Genomic DNA, 17,844 nt, shown 5'->3' with positions numbered 1-17,844 from the left:
GCCCCTAGCCCCTAGCCCCTTCTTCCCATTGCTGAAGTTATGCCCTACCCACTCTCAGCTACTAAACTACAAGATTATCATCGCTGTCCAAAATCCTACTATTTTAAGTACGAACGAGGCTTAAAAACTAAAGCTTTTTTCGTTTCTCCTGCTTTAGGAAAAGCTCTACACGCAGCCCTCGCTAAAATTTACTGGGATTGGCACTATCTCGATCCGTTACCGAAAATGACTTGGGTTAACCAGTGTTGGGAAAGCGTGAGTTCTCTTTTGAGCAGCGAATTGCAGGATTCTGGAGCAGAGATTTTAAACACTTATTATTGCCAATTTATTGCACCGTTGATATCGTTAAGAAAGCCTTTAGCAGTAGAAGGGAAAATCCAAGCAACTTTGAATTTGTGCAATGTAGATTTTAAGATTACTGGTCGCTACGATCGTTTAGACTGGCTCGAAGATGGATTAGAACTAATCGATTACAAATCTACTAAAACTATGCCAGCCTTTGACCCCGATGAAATCGACTTGCAGATCGGGTTGTACTACTTAGCTTTAGAACAAAAATATCATCAGAGTTTAAAGCAAATGAGTCTACTGTACGTGCAACTAGGAGAAGAAATTGTATTTGAAGCTACTCCCGAACATAAACAGCAGGTAGAAGCTACAATTGGCGAACTTGCAGTGCAGTTGCGGACAGATAGTGAGTGGCAGCCAAATCCCGGAAAACAATGTACAAAATGTACCTATACTCGCTATTGTCCTGCTGTTACCGATCCCCCCGATCCCCTACCAGATCGGGCGAAAGAACAAAGCCATTTGCAACTTTCTCTAGAATTAGATTAAGAATATTAGACTTATGTAGCTATTTTTTACAGGATGTTACTCAAATTAGTTCGGGCTATTTAATAAAAGATTCTGTAACGTATTGAAGTGAGAAGTTAATACCTAGCCAAATGGCTAAGTATTTATTGGTTATTTGGCTAAATTCACTAAATTAGTGAATTTAGTATAGTATGATTAATTTGATTGTGCTATAGTAAGGTGCCATTTGTTATTTAACTACCATGATCAAAATTCTGGTGATTGAAGACGAATCACTAATCCGGGAAACGCTAGTGGAACTGCTGGAAGCCCATGATTTTCGAGTTAGTGCTGTTGAAAATGGTCGGATGGGGGTAAAAGTGGCGCTTTCTGAGATCCCAGATTTAATTTTGTGTGACGTGCAGATGCCCGATCTAGACGGTTACGAAGTGCTCAAAGCCCTGCGCCAAAACCGACTCACCTCTGCGGTTCCGTTTATTTTTCTCACCGCTCAATCTGCCAAAGCTGAATTTCGTCGGGGAATGGAATTGGGAGCGGATGACTACCTCACTAAGCCATTTACGAAGGAAGAATTGCTCGGCGCGATCGCGTCAATTCTCTCTAAGAGGAAAATCATCACTCAACCTCTCACTCAAGCACTTCATCAAGCGGAAGCAAGGCTGAACGATCTAGTTAATGAGTCGGTAATTACAAATACGATTTCTAATCAGAAATTGGCGCTGGAAATTGAAATCCGCCACGCTTTAGCAAATAATGAATTTGAAGTTTACTATCAGCCGCAGGTGGAAATCGCAACTGGCGAAATCATCGGTGCAGAAGCTTTAGTACGGTGGAACCATCCCGAAAAAGGTACGATCTCGCCAGCCGAATTTATTCCCCTAGCAGAAGAGACAGGCTTAATTATCCAGATGGGAGAGTGGGTATTATTTACTGCTTGCACTCAAACTGCCGGGTGGATTGCCTCTGGATTTGTTAACTTCCGAATCTCAGTAAATTTATCAGTTCGCCAACTCTCCGATCCCCAGCTTTTGCCCCGAATCATTGAAATATTAAAGGTTACTGGCTTAGAACCCGGCAATTTAGAATTAGAGGTGACGGAAAGCGCAGTTATGGAGAATGTTGCTGTCGCTGCTGCCACTTTAAATGAACTTAAATCTTTAGGAATTAGGATCGCAATTGATGATTTCGGAACTGGTTATGCTTCATTAGGTTATCTCAAACAATTTCCTTTTGATTGTTTGAAAATTGATAAATGCTTTGTGAGTAACGTTGCCAGCGATGCTCATAATAAAGCAATTACCACAGCAGTGATTCAACTCGCTCATAATCTAGAGCTAACAGTGATTGCTGAAGGCGTAGAAACTGAGGCAGAATTAGATTTCTTAAGAGACAAACAGTGTGATATCATACAGGGGTATTTGTTTAGCCCAGCTAAACCAGCCGCAGAATTTGAAACCTTTTTGACAGGAGGTAAGCGATTATCATCCCCTTCTTTGATGTCTCAGTCTAGTAGAGTTATCAATTTGGTGCCACTCTCAGAGGAAGAAGGATCGAATCAATTTTTGTCTTCAGGTTTAAAATCTTCTAGATTGAGCTACCAAATGTCAGCTTTTTGGGCTAATTGATATACCCCCACGCTAAATTAGGAGTACGGAATGGCGATCGCAAAGGGTTGGCGCTACTATGGGCAACGCAACTTGGTAAAATGCGAGTATGCAAAAGATATTAGTAGTTGACGACGAACTAGACTGTCAGGCAGTCTTAGCAATTTATCTGGAAAGCCGAGGATATCAGGTTGAATGTGCGAGTTCAGGTCTTGAAGCCCTATCTATTTTTGAAAGCAATCCTCCAGATCTGGTGATTTCAGATGTGATGATGCCACATATGGACGGGTTTGAATTTTGCCGTCGCCTGCGTTCCAGCCGTTTGGGTCAGTTAGTACCATTTATATTTTTATCAGGTCAAGGAGAGTTAGAATCGAAAGTTGAAGGTCATTCTATCGGCGGCGATGACTATCTAGTAAAGCCTTTTCAACCACGGGAAATACTCGCTAAAGTCAAGGGACAGTTGGAGCGGAGTCATCGTATTCATGCTGAGATTGTCCGCTTGCTCCAAAACTCTGCCGTTGAACAGGTAAAGATTCCACCTCCAACTGTAACACCGGAGTCTCAACCTTTGCCCTTAACGCCAGCAGAGGAAAGAGTATTTTGGGAAGTGATTCAAGGTTATACAAATAAACAAATTAGCGATCGCCTTTTTATAAGTCCCCGCACCGTGCAAGCTCATCTTAGTAGTATCTTCAGCAAGCTGCAACTAGAAAATCGCTCTCAGCTAGTTCGCTTTGCCTTAGAAGGAGGATATAAACCTACTGAACCTTCCCCGAAGAAAATTAAAAATTAAAAGTTAAAAATTAAAAATGATGAATTTAATTTTTAACTTTTAACTTTTAATTTTCTAGCGGGATTACGGATGGTTTTTGCGTAAGTCCTGAATTAACAATCAGCAATTAGCGATTAGCGATTAGCAATTAGCAATTAGCAATTAGCAATTAGCACTTCCTATTTTGCGAGATTAAATCTGAGGAATGCGCTGATGCCAAGTAGTTGATTGCTCGTAGGCATAAGCTACCTCAAACAGCCGTGCTTCTTGCAATACTTTGCCAATCATTTGCATCCCTATTGGGAGTCCTTTCTCATCAAAGCCGCAAGGCATACTTAATGCGGGCAAACCAGCCAGATTCACTGGAATAGTCATTAAGTCTGACAAGTACATACTCAAGGGATCGTCAGTTTTTTCACCAGCTTTGAAAGCTGTAGTCGGAGCAGTAGGACATACTAAAATGTCTACTTGAGCAAAGGCTTTATCAAAGTCTTCTTTAATCAAAGTCCGAACTTTTTGAGCTTTAAGATAGTAAGCGTCATAGTAACCAGCCGACAGAGCATAAGTGCCAATCATAATCCGCCGCTTGACTTCTGTTCCGAAACCTTCAGCCCGAGTTTTGGCATACATTTCTAACAAATTATCTGGGTCTGGAGTTCGGAAACCGTACTTTACACCGTCGTATCTAGCTAAATTTGCCGAAGCCTCTGAGGGAGCAATGATGTAGTAGGTAGGCAAACCGTAACGGAATCGGGGACAAGAAATAACTTGTATTTCTGCGCCCAATTCTTGCATTTTCTCGATCGCTTTGGTGACGGCTTTTTCAACTACGGAGTCTAAACCTACGCCAAAGGTTTCTTTAATCACGCCAATTCTAATTTGACCTTTGGGCCGCAAATTCGGTCTGAGAGCCGTCAGGTAGTCGGGGACGGAGACTTTGAGGCTGGTGGAGTCCTTGGAGTCATAGCCTGCGATCGCACCTAGCATAATCGCTGCATCCTCCACTGTCCGACCAAAAGGCCCAATTTGATCCAGAGAAGAAGCGTAAGCCACTAAACCATAGCGAGAAACTAACCCATAAGTCGGTTTCATCCCCACTACACCGCAAAATGAGGCCGGCTGGCGGATAGAACCTCCCGTGTCGGAACCCAAGGCTACCACGCATTCGCGGGCCGCCACCGCCGCCGCTGAACCGCCAGAAGAGCCGCCGGGGACTCGTTCCAAATCCCAAGGGTTTGCCGTCAGTTGATACGCTGAGGTTTCTGTGGAACTCCCCATCGCAAACTCGTCCATGTTAGTTTTACCCAAGCAAACTGCACCAGTAGCCTCCAGTTTGGAGACGACTGTAGCATCGTAGGGTGGCACAAAGTCTTTCAATATCCGGGAACCGCAAGTTGTGGGTATCCCTTGGGTACACATATTGTCTTTAACGGCAATGGGAATTCCCGCCAGCAGACCAATGTTTTCTCCTGCGGCGATTTGAGCGTCCACCTTGCGAGCTTGCTCTAAGGCTTTGTCTGCTGTTACGTGCAGGAAGCTTCGCAACTTCGGCTCTAGCTGGTGAACGCGATCTAGTGCTTCTTGAGCGATTTCAACAGCAGAGCGTTCTTTATTAACCAGTTGTTGGTGCAACTCGCGGATGGATGCCATGCTTGTTCCTTATATCTTTTCTAGTCTAGTTAAAGCTCCTTAGCCAATATACCTGGCAATTGTACCCATTGGGGAGATGGGGGAGATGGGGAGGATGGGGAAGCAACTTAATCAATTAAAAATTAAAAATGCAAAATTAAAAAAAATGCAAAATTAAAAATTGTGATATTTAATTTTTAATTTTTAATTTTTAATTTTTAATTTTTAATTTTTAATTAATCGGAGGGGAGGGTGGGGAATTCGCACCTCAACACTCGTTATCTCCCTATCTCTCCCATCCTTTCCTTCTGCCTTGGAAATGCTAAAGTTAAGGAAGTATCCTAGAAAGTACACAATAGTTTACAAAGTACAATCGGGGATTGAATCTGCAACTGTTGTAATTTAGCTTGTTGGCTAATGGGGTCGCGATGAATAGTTCAACTGGCAAATTTTGGAAGCAACCGACGATTTATCTATTGCTTTTGGTAACGGGAGCAGGAGCGGCGCTAATTGGCGATCGCTTAGTATTGTCAAAAATACCTGTTTCTGCTCAGAACCGAATACAGCAGAAACTTGACCAACCGCAAGTAAAAATTCCTTCTGAGAATAGCAATTCTCAGACTCAGATCGTCTCACAACTTCCCCTGCCGATCGCTCCCGGTGAGGAGAATTTTATTGCGGCGGCGGTGCAGAAAGTCGGGCCGGCGGTGGTTCGGATTGACTCTTCTCGACGGGTAGGATCGGGAGGACTAGGGTTGGATGGACAATCTCCTGAAGATTTTTTTAGGGGAGAACAACCGCAAGGTAGAGGACGGGTTGAGCGGGGAACTGGTTCCGGTTTTGTAATCAGTGCTGATGGTCAGGTACTCACTAATGCTCACGTTGTAGATGGGGCAGATACAGTAAGTGTGACACTCAAAGACGGTCGCACCTTTGAGGGGAAAGTTTTAGGGGAAGATCGGGTAACGGATGTGGCAGTGGTGAAGATTGAGGCCGATAAGCTGCCAATTGCGAAGGTAGGAAACTCTGACCAATTGTTACCTGGGGAATGGGCGATCGCGATCGGCAATCCTTTGGGTTTAGATAACTCGGTGACTGCTGGGATCATCAGTGCTACAGGCCGCTCTAGTCGCGATGTGGGTGTGCCAGATAAGCGGATTGGCTTTATTCAAACTGATGCAGCAATTAATCCCGGAAATTCAGGTGGCCCACTATTGAATGCTGCTGGTGAAGTAATTGGTATGAACACGGCAATTATCAGCGGTGCTCAAGGATTAGGATTTGCAATTCCTATTAATGAAGCACAGCAAATTGCTCAACAATTGATTACAACAGGCAAAGTTGAACACGCTTATTTAGGTATTGAAATGGCGACGCTGACACCCGAAATTCAGCAGCTAGTTAACAACGATCCTAATAGCAGAATTCGTGTCAATGTTAGCGAAGGAATTTTAATTAACAGCGTTGTTCCTGCTTCTCCTGCTGCTAGGGCGGGTTTCCGGCCGGGAGATGTCATTCAGAAGATTAATAATCAGCCCATGCTCAAATCGGAATCGGTGCAAAAATTGGTACAGAATACTAAGGTGGGTACTTCTTTACAAGTAGAGGTAAATCGCGATGGTAAGCTGATTAATTTGGAAGTAAAACCGGGAAATCTCCCAGTTCAATCTGCCCGCTAAAGAAGGGACTACGATGCTCAGGTCTAGGGACTAGGGAAAGAGAGATGGGGAAGATGGGTAATTAGCAATTAGCCATTAGCCATTAGCAATTCTCAATTCCCAATTACCAATTACCCATTACCAATTACCCATTACCCATTACCCATTCACATGAATTAACAGTAAATCATGGCTGAAATATTACAAATTTCTCAATTAGGGAATCCGGTACTGCGTCGCCAAGCTCAAACTATCGAAAATCTTGAAGATGAGCAGTTGCAAAAACTGATTGACAACTTAATTCATACAGCACAAAATGCTAATGGCGTGGGAATTGCTGCCCCTCAAGTTGCTCAATCTTACCGTTTGTTTATCGTCGCTTCACGTCCCAGTCTTCGCTATCCACAAGCACCGACAATGGAACCCACAGCGATGATTAATCCCCAAATTATTGCACGCTCAAATGACTTAGTAAAAGACTGGGAAGGTTGCTTGAGCATTCCGGGAATTCGCGGGTTAGTACCGAGATCCCAAGCGATTGAGATTGAATATACCACTCGTGATGGGAAACTACATCGACAAGAATTGACGGATTTTGTAGCCCGAATTTTTCAACATGAATATGACCATTTAGATGGGATCGTATTTTTAGATCGAGTAGAAAATACGCAAGAATTAATGACTGAGGAAGAATATCAACAGCAAGTTGTCAAAAATCTGTAAAATTTGCTATAGTTGGTATTAGTGAAAGCTGTTTAATCTACCAAGGTAATACGGATGTCTATCAATCTGAGCAAAGGCGAGAGAATCAATCTTTCCAAAGAAGCACCAGGGCTAAAAAATGCTGGCATTGGTTTAGGATGGGATCTCAACGCTACAGACACAGGTGCAGCGTTTGATTTGGACGCTTCTGTATTTATGCTGGGTACAAGTGGGAAACTTCCTAGCGAAAAATACCTCGTTTTTTACAACAATAAAGAATCCCCAAACGGTTCAGTAAAACATTTGGGAGATAGCAGAACCGGAGAAGGTCAAGGAGATGATGAAACGGTTCTAGTTGATTTATCCAAAGTAGATGCTTCTGTGGAAGAAATTGTTTTTGTTGTCACTATCCACGAAGCTGAAACCAGAAGACAAAACTTTGGTCAAGTCAGGAATGCTTTTATTCGGATTTACGACACTACTACCTCCACAGAAGTAACTAAGTACGATCTGGATGAGGATTTTTCTAGAGAAACTGCCATTGAGTTTGGGCGGCTTTACAAGAAAGATGGCGAATGGAGATTCCAAGCAGTAGGACAAGGTTATAATGCTGGCTTGCAAAGTTTTGTAGACAAGTATGCCTAACACAAACTCTATCAGACTAAGGTAAATATATCAAGGGGAAATTCAAAATAGGGGTGAATATTCCCCTTGATTTTAGTAATCAGACTGAATGAGGATATAAACAAAATGGCAATTCAATTAAAGAAGGGCGAAAGATTTAATCTTTCTCAAGAAGCTCCAAATTTAACCAAGGTGGCTATCGCCCTTGGATGGCACGTAGAGAATGGCTTAAGGGACTCGAAAGCTAATGAGAAATATGACATTAATTCCTCTGTTTTTATGTTAGGAACTGATGGCAAAGTTCCCGATGAAAAATATTTTATATTTTATAATAACCTTCAATCTTTGGATGATTCTCTCAGACACTCTGGAGACAATAAGACTGGTCAATCTGAAGGAGATGACGAGACAATTTATGTAAATTTGGCTAAGGTAAATTCAGCGATTGAAGAAATGATTTTTGTTGTCACTATTCACGAAGGACAGGCAAAAAATCAAAACTTCAGTCAAATCAAAAAAGCTTTTATTCGATTTTACGATCGAGATACAGGAATTGAACTCGCACGGTATGATTTACAAGAGGCTTTTTCAGAAGAAACGGCTGTAGAGTTTGGACGATTTTATAGAAAAGATGGAACCTGGAGGTTTCAGGCTTTAGGACAAGGTTATAAACAGGGATTACAAAGTTTTGTTGATAAATATTATGTAGAAATTAAACAGCCCGATAAAAAAGTAGAACCTACTTTACCTAAATTACCACCTCCTGAACATGGCAACAAAAATCTGAAAGCTATCATGCTAGAGAAAAAGCTTGAGGAGAAAGCGCCGCACATTTTCGACCTTGTTAAAAAAGTAGATATATCGCTTGCAAAAGCTAATTTAACAAATCACCAGGCGAAGGTGGCACTTTGTCTTGATATTTCTGGGTCGATGACTTCCCTCTACAATTCTGGAAAAATTCAGCGCTTAGCAGAGAAGATTCTGGCTTTAGGATGTCGATTTGATGACGATGGTTCTATTGATATATTTCTCTTTGGAGTTAATGCCCACAATCCGGGTGAAATGACAGTAGATAATTTCCCCAACTTTATTCACAATATACTACATCAATATCCTTTAGAAGGGGGGACTTATTATGGTAAAGTAATGAAAGAGATCAGAAAATTCTATTATCCTGATGGTCGCGGAGGATCGCGTAACTCAGGGATTGCAGCAAATCAACCTGTTTATGTAATGTTTGTCACAGATGGAGCTACTGCTGACGAGCCGGAGACTAAACAACAGTTAAAATGGTCGGCATACGAGCCAATATTTTGGCAGTTTATGGCGATTGGGAAGTCCCGTAAGGATGTCAAAAGTAAGGGAATTGGTGGTTGGTTTGCAAAGGCGATGACAAGCGATTTTAGCTTTTTAGAGCAACTTGACGAAATGAAAAATGGCTACTTAGATAATGCCGATTTTTTTAGTGTAGAAGATCCCGAAGCTATTGCCGATGAGGAATTATATGATTTGTTGACAACTGAATACCCCAATTGGATAAAATCAGCACGAATGAAACATATTTTACCATAGACAGAGCCTTTCGAGGTAAATTCAGACCAGTTTTCAGATTACAATTACCAAACTCCAGCATAGATAAACCTTAGAAACATAGAAAATTATGGCTATTAATTTGACGAAAGGACAAAGCATTATTCTGAGTAAAAGCGAATACGATTTGTCGAAACTGACAATGGGTTTAGGCTGGGATATAGGGAAGTCAAAAGGTGGACTTTTTGGAAGCGGCGGTGGGAATTTTGATTTAGATTCTTATGCTCTTTTATTGGGGGAAAATGGCAAGTTAAAGAATTATAAAGAAGATGTCATTTATTACGGGCATTTGGAATCTAAAGATAAAATGGTAGTTCATTTAGGCGATAATCGGACGGGTGCAGGTGAAGGAGACGATGAGCAGATAGTAGTGAGGCTCAGTTCTCTATCTGAACAATATCATCAGATAATTTTGGGTGTGAATATCTACCAGGCTAAAGAGCGAAAACAACATTTTGGGATGGTAGCAAATGCCTTTGTGAGGGCTATAGATGCAACGGGGAAAGAAATAGCTCGCTATAGTTTGTCGAGCGAGTCTTCTTTCGAGGGTAAGATAACTATGTTGATTGGGGAAGTTTACAGAGATGGTGGAGAGTGGAAATTTAAGGCTTTGGGCAATCCTTTAGCTGATGATTTTAATGTTGTTGTTGGTTCGTTTATGCGGTAAAAATCGATCGTAGTAGATTAGTTAATTTCATTGGTAGAGGCGGGTTTAAGTAGAAGGAAGAAGGAAGAATGTTTATACATTCAGCTTTTTAGCCATCCCGATCTTATGTTTGATTAGGTGGATTTACTTATCTTCTAATTTTCTCATCTAAAATTTTAGCGAACCCGCCCCTATAAGCACAATCGATCGACGATCTAAGAATCTTTAACAGGCCGCATAGTCGGGAACATCACCACATCGCGAATACTTTGAGTGTTAGTCAAAAGCATCACTAACCGATCTATACCTATGCCCATCCCCGCACAATTCGGCATCCCTAAAGATAAAGCTTGAATAAAGTCTTCATCCATAGGATGTGCTTCATCATCGCCTGCATCTTTCTGGGCTAGCTGTTCCTCAAATCGCTTTCTTTGTTCCTTGGGATCGTTCAATTCGGAGAAGCCGTTTGAGTATTCTGTACCATTGATAAATAGCTCAAAGCGTTCCACAAATCCAGGTTTGCTACGGTGTCCTTTTGCTAGGGGACTAACTTCTACAGGAAAGTCAATGATGAAAGTAGGCTGAATCAGTTTAGGGACAACTACTTTGTCAAATATGGCGTAGAGTACGTAGCCTAAACTTTGTTTTTCGAGTTTAGAAAGGTGTAATTCTAATTTTTGGGCAGATGCGATCGCTTCCTCCAAACTCAAACTTTCAAAATCTAGTTGCGTTTCATCTTTAACCGCTTCCACCATCGTTTTCACTTGCCAATGCTTACCATTAAAACCCGGATATGTATGGGTGTAATCAAATTTTCGTTCTAAACTAATGATTTCTCCCTGATTTTCTATTTCCTTAATATCACCAAAAATAGCATTAGCTGCATAGCACATGACATCTTCTACAACAGTCAAAATGTCGAAGTAATCAGCATAAGATTGGTAAACTTCTAAAGATGTAAACTCAGGATTGTGGGTACTATCAACACCCTCGTTTCTAAATACCCGTCCTAGTTCAAAAACGCGATCGAAACCGCCGCAAATTGCCCGCTTTAAAAATAATTCGGGAGCGATTCGCAAGTACAAATCTACATCTAAAGCATTATGATGAGTAATAAAAGGCCGGGCAGCAGCACCGCCGTAAATAGCTTGCAATGTAGGTGTTTCTATCTCATGAAAATCTGCCTTCCACAGATAGGAACGGATACTCTGAAGGATGCGGCTGCGAAGAGCAAAACGATTGAGAGATGCTTGGTTCCCTGCTAAATCCATCTCCCGATGACGGCGACAAATTTCTGGGTCATTAACGCCGTAATAAGCATCAGGAAATTGTATCGTAGCTTTTGATAATACCTTTAATTCTCGCACCAAAATAGAAAGTTCTCCGCGTGGGGTGCGGCAGCCAATTCCTTCCACACCGACAAAATCTCCGACATCAAGTAATTTTTGTACTTGTTTAAAACTCAAACCAGATTCGCCAGTAACGATTTTTTTCTCAATTTTGAGTTGAATCTTGTCTGAAAAATCCTTCAAGTCAATAAAGCAAATGCTACCACTATCACGCTTGGATGTAATGCGGCCGCAAACTCGGAGAGAAATTTCTTCGGGGTCAGTTTCTCCGTTTTGGAGTTCTTTTCCTGGCTGGCTAAATAATTCATGTACGTCTTTAGCTGTGTGCGATCGCGCGTAAGACTGACTGGGATAAGGCTCTATCCCTTGCGATCGCAACTCATCAATTTTTTGGCTACGGACTTCAGCTTCACTCCGACTCATTACTTCTCACCCTTTCAAGTTGTGGACACAGTATCATATCATAAATATAGAAATTCTGGGATTCGCAATATTAATAGTTTATTGATTTAGGTTCTTAATTGGTTAATTACATAGTGCGATCGCACTCTGTCCGATCGCATAAAAAAATAATAAAGATTTGTCAAAACTATTGACGTTTTTACACTTTGCTTATAAGATTAAAATATTAATTTTAAGGTTTTAAGCTGCTTTCAGCAGATCGTTAAACAAGCATTTCAACTTTACCCATAGATCGCTTAATCCCAAAAAGAGGAGGACTGAATAATGGCGGTTTCACTGACAAAAGGACAGCGTGTATCGCTCGATAAAATTTCACCCGGACTCTCAACAGTATTTGTGGGACTGGGATGGGATATTAAAGCTACAGACACGGGTTTCGACTTCGATCTAGACTCATCATTATTCCTCTTAGGGGCTAATGAAAAATTAATTTCTGACAACCATTTCATTTTTTATAATAACCTCACAAGTCCCGATCCTGACAAATCAATTCAGCACATGGGGGATAACCTCACGGGTGCAGGTGAGGGTGATGATGAAGTCATCAAAATCAATCTGAAAAAAGTGCCTGCGGATATCCAAAAAATAGTTGTAGCTGTCACTATACATGAAGCCCAACAACGCCGTCAAAATTTTGGTCAAGTCCAAAATGCCTTCGTTCGCCTCGTCAATATGGAAACACAACAAGAAGCAGTTCGCTACGATCTTGTAGAAGATTATTCCATAGAAACAGCCCTGATTATGGCTGAACTTTATCGTAAAGATGGTGAGTGGCGACTTAACGCAGTGGGAGCAGGTTATCAAGGTGGCTTACAAGCACTACTCGACCGCTATAGCTAGGAGATAAAATCAATGGCAATTCAACTACAAAAAGGACAGAGGATCTCGCTTTCTAAAGAAGCACCAGGACTAACAAAACTGATGTGTGGATTGGGGTGGGATGTTGTCAAACGTTCAGGAAGTGGTTTATTTGGAGCCTTCAGCAATACTCATGATTGTGACCTAGATGCTTCCGTGATTTGTTTAGACCAAAATGGCAAAGTAAAGGATGTTGCGAATATTGTTTACTTTGGTAATCTCTCCCACCGTTCAGGAGCAATTACGCATCTCGGCGATAATCTCACGGGTGCTGGAGATGGAGATGACGAGCAAATTTTGGTAGATTTATCTCGAATGCCATTAGAGATTGTGAAACTGGTTTTTACAGTTAACATTTACGATTGCCTTGCTCGAAAACAAGACTTTGGGTTAGTTGAAAATGCGTTTGTACGCCTGGTTAATACCTCCAATAATAAAGAACTCGCCAGATATAACCTATCTGGTTCTGAATACAAAGGTATGACTGGGATGATTATGGCTGAAATCTACAGACATAATAATGAGTGGAAAATGGCCGCAGTTGGTGACGGTGTTAAGGTTAATGGGTTAGGGGAACTTATTAGCAAATATTCTTAAGCACTTCCTCACTACCTAAATTTAAAAACACTTACGCTGTAAATGTCTCTGTACGATCGCCTAGACTTAACCAAACACAATCGTAAGCTCACACTCCCTCTTTCGCAACGGCTAAACCTGACTAGACCCCCCAAACCTCGCTGTCAGGGATGTCGTTTCCGCATTCAACCTCAGTGGGATTTTTGCCCTGCTTGTGGCAAATTTCTAATAGATAAGAATAGCGATTTCCGTCGTTGCATTTGGGTAGATGTGTCCGAAATGGATGTCACCTCAGAAAATAGAGAAGCGATGTTTTCCCTAATTATAGATGCTTTCTCGAAACTATACGGTGCATTTAGAAGCGTTAAGGTATTTTTAACATCAGATATCCCCGATCCCAAAGAATGGGGTGAAGACTTTACTCATGTCTATATATTCGCCGATAACCAACCTGTTGACTATCTTGGTGTTGCTAGTTTCCAATCAGGCGTAGTTACAAACCGTGCTATTATCCGCATCGATCGAGTATTCTATGCTTCTTACAATGCTAGCCTGAGTGTTAATCAAATGTCTAATTTAATTGCTAATACCATTGCCCATGAAATTGGTCATACACTAGGTCTAGATCATTCTTCACTTCCGACTGATGTAATGCACGATGGACTCGATCATACAATTCATAGCTTAATGCCACCATCATTTCATGCAGAGCAAATAAACCTGATGAATAATGCTATTCGTAAATATAGTAACTCTAAATGATTGGTAAGTTTTATTTATTTGACTAACTTTAAATGATATCGATAAAGAGCTACGGGGCGACCAATTGCTGCAAAATAATCTGGGTCTTGGGGCGATAAATAAATCGCAGTCACTTGATATGCTAAAATTTTATTATCCGACTCTAAAAACTGATAAGCAGTGGTTGTTTCTACCTCATTCAAATAAATCTGAGATTCCCCTTGAAATATCTGCTGAGAAATTTCGGTAGCTATGAACTCATTTTTCTCAGGCATTTCGCTACCGCGATTGGTGATAATATAAACCAATTGTTGATCGCCTTTCAACAAGGTAATTTGACGGTTAGGATTATGCGGATCGACTTTCACGGAAAGCACCCCATTATCACCTAAATAAGCTCTACCAATATTCAACCCATTAAAAGCTCTATCTGCCACAATTTTATTGTGATTTTTATCTCCTCCTGTTAATAAGTTAGACTTAGATGCAGGTAAATTTTCAACTAAACTCATCGTATTTAACTGAGCATTTACAGCCTGAAATCGAACTTTAAATCTAACTGGCTGATTTAAATACTGGCGATTGCTATCAAATCCAGGTGTTACGATATCTGGCGCTAAAGGCGCTGCTAAATCCACTAGCGTGCTCTCTACAGTCCAGTTACCAGCCATCCATTCTGGATAAATCAAATCTCCCTTAGCTGAGGCGACAAGCGGCTTGCTTTCCCAATGCGGAAAACTAGCTAATCTATCTGCTAAAATACCAGCTTGAGCCTCAGCACTTGAAAGCAATGTAACTAGAAAGAAACTAAAGAATGCAATTACTTTCAACAAAATAAACTAAATCTCCTGTACTGGTACTGGTTCCCAAACCTCCCCATATTTCTCCTTTAATTCGTGCCAAAATTCAACTTGTCCCGGTTCATATTCCCCTGGTTTTCCCCACTGCAAAAATGCACTCAAAGCAGGTTCTTCTTTTTCATCTAAAAAGCGCACTGCATAAGTAGTAAAATTGCCCCGTTTGGCCTCACCAGTTTCAAATTTTACCCGCGTAATTTTGTCCATATTCAGGTGAAATTCAAAGCCTTCTGTGTGCATATTTGCATATTTACCTTTCGGTAACTCTGCGTAGAAAAGCTTTTGAATCTTACCCCGCGCTTCTAGTACAGCCGCACTACTTGTAACAATTAAACGCAGTGTGCCGAGGTTTTCACATTCTTCTAGAAATTCTTTAAGATTAGGCATAATTTTGTGAGTTGTTAAGTAACTAGACTAAAAAAACTAAAAATTAAATGTGTTGATTTCTTACAGGAAATACAACATACCAATTTTTGTCAAATACAGGCTCAGGTTCTGGGCAATTTAGATTTATAGCTCGCCATGTAGCAATAGAGGCTGCCGTTCTTACAGTATCTTCTGTAGTATCAGTTTCAAGTCCAATAACTTTAATAAGTTTAACATCGTATTTGTTGATTTCATCTAATTGCTTGATGTGTTTTAAAGTGTAGTTTGCACCTTCAATTGCTGCATTAATCCAGTCTTTATGTGTTTCTGCATTAACCTCACATTCATTCCTATTGATCTGATGACCTATGGCATCTATTACCAATTCTTTTTCAGAAAAAAGCATAGCTTCTACTACAACACGAGCGAAATAACCCATCCCATTTTTTACGCTTGACAATTTGTAGTCACCAATCATTTTTTTACCTCTCTGTACTAAAAGTTAGTGTAAAACAACGGAAATACATCTTTCTCAAAATAATGCTCTGCACCTGAGTTTGTCATCTTTATAACATAGCGTTACTACAAAGATTATTTTTCGTGTTGTTCGTAAGCAGCGACAATTCGCTGGACTAAAGGATGTCGCACAACATCCGCCTGAGAAAATTCGCAGAAAGCAATACCTTCAACGTGACGCAGAATATGATGGGCCACTGATAATCCAGACTGTTGATTATAGGGCAAATCGGTCTGAGTTAGATCGCCCGTAACTACCATTCGGGAACGAAAACCCAAACGAGTTAATACCATTTTCATCTGCGCTGGTGTAGTATTTTGGGCTTCATCTAAAATCACAAACGCATTGCTAAGAGTACGACCGCGCATATACGCTAAAGGAGCTACTTCTATAGTTCCCTTTTCCATTAAATCAGACATTTTTTCTGGTTCAATCATTTCGTATAAAGCGTCATACAGAGGCCGCAAATAAGGATTGACTTTCTGCTGCAAATCACCAGGCAAAAATCCTAATTTTTCGCCAGCTTCCACCGCTGGGCGTGTTAAAATCAGCCGTTCGTACTGCTTAGAAAGAAGCGCTTGCACTGCCAGAATTGCTGCTAAATAGGTCTTGCCGGTACCCGCCGGGCCGATGCAAAATGTGAGGTCGTGGGTGCGTAAAGCTTGGACGTATTGCCGCTGTCGAAAGGTTTTGGCTCTAATTTCTTCGCCTCGTCGGGTTTTGGCGAATACGTCGCGCTGCAAGTCTTGTAAATCCTCTTGGCGGTTGGTGTCTAAGGCGTGGCGTGCGGTGAGGATATCTACTCCAGAAATGCTTTTACCAGTTTTCCAATATTGGGTAAGCGATCGCACTAATTTCTCGCACAATTTTACTTGATTTTCTGTCCCAGAAAGCACTAGCTCTTGCCCTCGCAAGACTACATTAGCCCCGGTTTGTTTAGTCAAGATTTTGAGATTTTCTTCTTGATAACCCGCGATCGCGATCGCGCTCTCAACACTCGGTAATTCGATGGTTAATATTTCTGTCATGCCAACATAAGCTCCCTCCAATTAAAACTCTCAATTGCCGCCATAGACTTATCTCTTTATGATGCAATTTTTCCTGATTAAACGGTTAGGACATTCTCGATCGCCCAAACCATTTCTATTATTGCATTTTCCTCCTGCCTCCTGCCTCCTGCCGTTAAAGCCTATAAAAAAGCTAGGGGCTTAGCGTAAGCCCTAGCATTCAAGGGGGCAACGCGGCCTTCCTCAACAGATATATATGATGGAGAGACTGCCAACACCCTAAAATTGCTAACCGAAGTCTGGATTGCTTCTGTTAGGTTTAATTGGGGGCAGACTTGAACGGCGGGAAGGTTCTCTCGATGGTCTGCCACCTATATCTCTACTCCGGGGTCTGCTGTCGCGGCTGTCGCGATCGCCCCTAGCACTTCCATAGCGCGAATCGCTCTTAGGATTGGAGTAGCGGGGCTCGCCCTCTTGAGCGTCGTATATATCTAAATACACGAATTCGCTTGCTGTTTTTGCCACCGCTTCCAGTACAGTCCGAATTGCCTGAATGTTGCGCCCGCCCCTGCCATACACGCGCCCCTTATCTGGCTCGTCAAAAGCCAGCCGAATCCACGTCCGCGATTGGCGCGGGTGTAGTTCGCAATCAACTCGCAAAGACCCAGGTGATTCTAAAAAAGGCTCGATTAAAAAGCGCACCAGCCCCACATAATCAGGACTAGCTGGCGATCGCTGGATTACTGGACTCAAGGTTAGCTCCTGCTCCGACTTGTTCAAAAACATTAGCTTTTCTCAGTAGATCGCGCACAGTGTCAGTCGGCTGAGCACCTTGTTGGAGACGCTTGACAATCCCTGGGATATTCAGCCTTGTTTCGTCTGTTCTGGGGTTGTAGAAACCTAGTTCTTCAAGAGGGCGGCCGTCCCGACGGGAGGTACTATTCATCGCTACAATCCGGTAGCTTGCCTCCCGTTTTTTACCGTATCGTTTTAATCTCAGTTTGATCATGTTCGTGCAAAATAATCCTTGATCGATTGTAAGCTATTTCAGGAAGAAGGAATAGGGG

At 41.7% G+C, this 17,844-nt stretch carries 19 protein-coding genes; 11 read left to right on the top strand and 8 right to left on the bottom strand.

The window, feature by feature from the left end; translation table 11 throughout:
• Window positions 1-39: 39 nt before the first annotated feature.
• The 3 genes from PN499_RS08810 (at window position 40) to PN499_RS08800 (ending at window position 3,216) form a co-directional block, all read left to right on the top strand.
• Window positions 40-837 (top strand): RecB family exonuclease, encoded by a 798-nt coding sequence (locus PN499_RS08810; RefSeq protein WP_272031421.1) that lies wholly within the window; start codon window positions 40-42, stop codon window positions 835-837.
• A gap of 221 nt (window positions 838-1,058) precedes the next feature.
• Window positions 1,059-2,441 (top strand): EAL domain-containing response regulator, encoded by a 1,383-nt coding sequence (locus tag PN499_RS08805; protein ID WP_272031420.1) that lies wholly within the window; start codon window positions 1,059-1,061, stop codon window positions 2,439-2,441.
• Window positions 2,442-2,529: 88 nt separating this feature from the next.
• Window positions 2,530-3,216, top strand: a complete 687-nt coding sequence (locus PN499_RS08800; protein WP_272031419.1) for a response regulator transcription factor — start codon at window positions 2,530-2,532, stop codon at window positions 3,214-3,216.
• A 171-nt stretch (window positions 3,217-3,387) separates the two neighbouring features.
• Here the strand turns inward: PN499_RS08800 and gatA are convergent, their stop codons facing one another.
• Window positions 3,388-4,845 carry an Asp-tRNA(Asn)/Glu-tRNA(Gln) amidotransferase subunit GatA gene (gatA, locus tag PN499_RS08795; RefSeq protein ID WP_272031418.1) on the bottom strand — a complete coding sequence of 486 codons (1,458 nt, stop codon included), beginning with the start codon at window positions 4,843-4,845 and terminating at the stop codon, window positions 3,388-3,390.
• 407 nt (window positions 4,846-5,252) lie between these two features.
• Between gatA and PN499_RS08790 the strand changes: the two genes are divergently transcribed.
• From PN499_RS08790 to PN499_RS08770, 5 genes are all read left to right on the top strand, one after another.
• Entirely contained in the window at window positions 5,253-6,503 is a 1,251-nt protein-coding gene (locus PN499_RS08790; RefSeq protein WP_272031417.1) for an HhoA/HhoB/HtrA family serine endopeptidase, read from the top strand.
• Between the two features lie 168 nt (window positions 6,504-6,671).
• Window positions 6,672-7,205, top strand: a complete 534-nt coding sequence (gene def, locus PN499_RS08785) for a peptide deformylase (protein ID WP_272031416.1) — start codon at window positions 6,672-6,674, stop codon at window positions 7,203-7,205.
• A gap of 54 nt (window positions 7,206-7,259) precedes the next feature.
• On the top strand, window positions 7,260-7,829 hold the full coding sequence (locus PN499_RS08780) for a TerD family protein (protein WP_272031414.1): 570 nt from the start codon (window positions 7,260-7,262) through the stop codon (window positions 7,827-7,829).
• 105 nt (window positions 7,830-7,934) lie between these two features.
• Entirely contained in the window at window positions 7,935-9,380 is a 1,446-nt protein-coding gene (locus tag PN499_RS08775) for a TerD family protein (protein WP_272031413.1), read from the top strand.
• 88 nt (window positions 9,381-9,468) lie between these two features.
• Window positions 9,469-10,065: a TerD family protein gene (locus PN499_RS08770; RefSeq protein ID WP_272031412.1), complete on the top strand. Its 597-nt coding sequence runs from the start codon at window positions 9,469-9,471 to the stop codon at window positions 10,063-10,065.
• A gap of 194 nt (window positions 10,066-10,259) precedes the next feature.
• On the opposite strand, the gene lysS is transcribed toward PN499_RS08770, so the two are convergent.
• Entirely contained in the window at window positions 10,260-11,816 is a 1,557-nt protein-coding gene (gene lysS, locus PN499_RS08765) for a lysine--tRNA ligase (RefSeq protein WP_272031411.1), read from the bottom strand.
• Between the two features lie 303 nt (window positions 11,817-12,119).
• Between lysS and PN499_RS08760 the strand changes: the two genes are divergently transcribed.
• From PN499_RS08760 to PN499_RS08750, 3 genes are read left to right on the top strand one after another with little or no spacing between them, the layout of a single operon-like run.
• Entirely contained in the window at window positions 12,120-12,695 is a 576-nt protein-coding gene (locus tag PN499_RS08760) for a TerD family protein (RefSeq protein ID WP_272031410.1), read from the top strand.
• Window positions 12,696-12,707: 12 nt separating this feature from the next.
• On the top strand, window positions 12,708-13,310 hold the full coding sequence (locus PN499_RS08755) for a TerD family protein (protein WP_272031409.1): 603 nt from the start codon (window positions 12,708-12,710) through the stop codon (window positions 13,308-13,310).
• Window positions 13,311-13,352: 42 nt separating this feature from the next.
• A complete protein-coding gene (locus tag PN499_RS08750; protein ID WP_272031408.1) occupies window positions 13,353-14,051 on the top strand; it encodes a matrixin family metalloprotease in 699 nt (232 codons plus the stop codon).
• Between the two features lie 14 nt (window positions 14,052-14,065).
• Here PN499_RS08750 and PN499_RS08745 read toward each other — a convergent pair whose 3' ends face one another.
• The 6 genes from PN499_RS08745 to rpsP all read right to left on the bottom strand — a co-directional run bounded on the left by PN499_RS08745 (window position 14,066) and on the right by rpsP (window position 17,786).
• Window positions 14,066-14,863, bottom strand: a complete 798-nt coding sequence (locus PN499_RS08745; protein ID WP_272031407.1) for a DUF6816 family protein — start codon at window positions 14,861-14,863, stop codon at window positions 14,066-14,068.
• A 6-nt stretch (window positions 14,864-14,869) separates the two neighbouring features.
• Window positions 14,870-15,274 (bottom strand): ChuX/HutX family heme-like substrate-binding protein, encoded by a 405-nt coding sequence (locus PN499_RS08740; RefSeq protein WP_007355236.1) that lies wholly within the window; start codon window positions 15,272-15,274, stop codon window positions 14,870-14,872.
• A gap of 43 nt (window positions 15,275-15,317) precedes the next feature.
• Window positions 15,318-15,731 carry a hypothetical protein gene (locus PN499_RS08735; protein WP_272031406.1) on the bottom strand — a complete coding sequence of 138 codons (414 nt, stop codon included), beginning with the start codon at window positions 15,729-15,731 and terminating at the stop codon, window positions 15,318-15,320.
• A 113-nt stretch (window positions 15,732-15,844) separates the two neighbouring features.
• Complete coding sequence (locus PN499_RS08730) at window positions 15,845-16,798, bottom strand: PhoH family protein (RefSeq protein WP_272031405.1); 954 nt, start codon at window positions 16,796-16,798, stop codon at window positions 15,845-15,847.
• 267 nt (window positions 16,799-17,065) lie between these two features.
• The gene (locus PN499_RS08725; RefSeq protein ID WP_272031404.1) at window positions 17,066-17,530 is read right to left on the bottom strand and encodes a KH domain-containing protein; all 465 of its coding nucleotides are present in this window, start codon (window positions 17,528-17,530) and stop codon (window positions 17,066-17,068) included.
• Window positions 17,499-17,786 (bottom strand): 30S ribosomal protein S16, encoded by a 288-nt coding sequence (gene rpsP / locus PN499_RS08720; protein ID WP_272031403.1) that lies wholly within the window; start codon window positions 17,784-17,786, stop codon window positions 17,499-17,501. Before rpsP ends, PN499_RS08725 begins: the two co-directional genes overlap by 32 nt.
• Window positions 17,787-17,844: the final 58 nt, after the last annotated feature.

The sequence above is a fragment of the Kamptonema animale CS-326 genome, from assembly GCF_028330895.1.
Classification (GTDB): Bacteria; Cyanobacteriota; Cyanobacteriia; order Cyanobacteriales; family Microcoleaceae; genus Kamptonema; species Kamptonema formosum.
Note: the sequence above shows the minus strand (reverse complement) of the source record. Positions and strands in the feature narration are given on the sequence as shown.

Bases quoted from the DNA above. Each gene is read 5' to 3' on its own strand.
- PN499_RS08730 (WP_272031405.1), bottom strand. From the start codon at position 16,798: ATGACAGAAATATTAACCATCGAATTACCGAGTGTTGAGAGCGCGATC.
- PN499_RS08755 (WP_272031409.1), top strand. From the start codon at position 12,708: ATGGCAATTCAACTACAAAAAGGACAGAGGATCTCGCTTTCTAAAGAA.
- PN499_RS08750 (WP_272031408.1), top strand. From the start codon at position 13,353: ATGTCTCTGTACGATCGCCTAGACTTAACCAAACACAATCGTAAGCTC.
- lysS (WP_272031411.1), bottom strand. From the start codon at position 11,816: ATGAGTCGGAGTGAAGCTGAAGTCCGTAGCCAAAAAATTGATGAGTTG.
- PN499_RS08810 (WP_272031421.1), top strand. From the start codon at position 40: ATGCCCTACCCACTCTCAGCTACTAAACTACAAGATTATCATCGCTGT.
- gatA (WP_272031418.1), bottom strand. From the start codon at position 4,845: ATGGCATCCATCCGCGAGTTGCACCAACAACTGGTTAATAAAGAACGC.
- def (WP_272031416.1), top strand. From the start codon at position 6,672: ATGGCTGAAATATTACAAATTTCTCAATTAGGGAATCCGGTACTGCGT.
- PN499_RS08740 (WP_007355236.1), bottom strand. From the start codon at position 15,274: ATGCCTAATCTTAAAGAATTTCTAGAAGAATGTGAAAACCTCGGCACA.
- PN499_RS08770 (WP_272031412.1), top strand. From the start codon at position 9,469: ATGGCTATTAATTTGACGAAAGGACAAAGCATTATTCTGAGTAAAAGC.
- PN499_RS08760 (WP_272031410.1), top strand. From the start codon at position 12,120: ATGGCGGTTTCACTGACAAAAGGACAGCGTGTATCGCTCGATAAAATT.
- PN499_RS08775 (WP_272031413.1), top strand. From the start codon at position 7,935: ATGGCAATTCAATTAAAGAAGGGCGAAAGATTTAATCTTTCTCAAGAA.
- rpsP (WP_272031403.1), bottom strand. From the start codon at position 17,786: ATGATCAAACTGAGATTAAAACGATACGGTAAAAAACGGGAGGCAAGC.
- PN499_RS08780 (WP_272031414.1), top strand. From the start codon at position 7,260: ATGTCTATCAATCTGAGCAAAGGCGAGAGAATCAATCTTTCCAAAGAA.
- PN499_RS08790 (WP_272031417.1), top strand. From the start codon at position 5,253: ATGAATAGTTCAACTGGCAAATTTTGGAAGCAACCGACGATTTATCTA.
- PN499_RS08800 (WP_272031419.1), top strand. From the start codon at position 2,530: ATGCAAAAGATATTAGTAGTTGACGACGAACTAGACTGTCAGGCAGTC.
- PN499_RS08805 (WP_272031420.1), top strand. From the start codon at position 1,059: ATGATCAAAATTCTGGTGATTGAAGACGAATCACTAATCCGGGAAACG.
- PN499_RS08735 (WP_272031406.1), bottom strand. From the start codon at position 15,731: ATGATTGGTGACTACAAATTGTCAAGCGTAAAAAATGGGATGGGTTAT.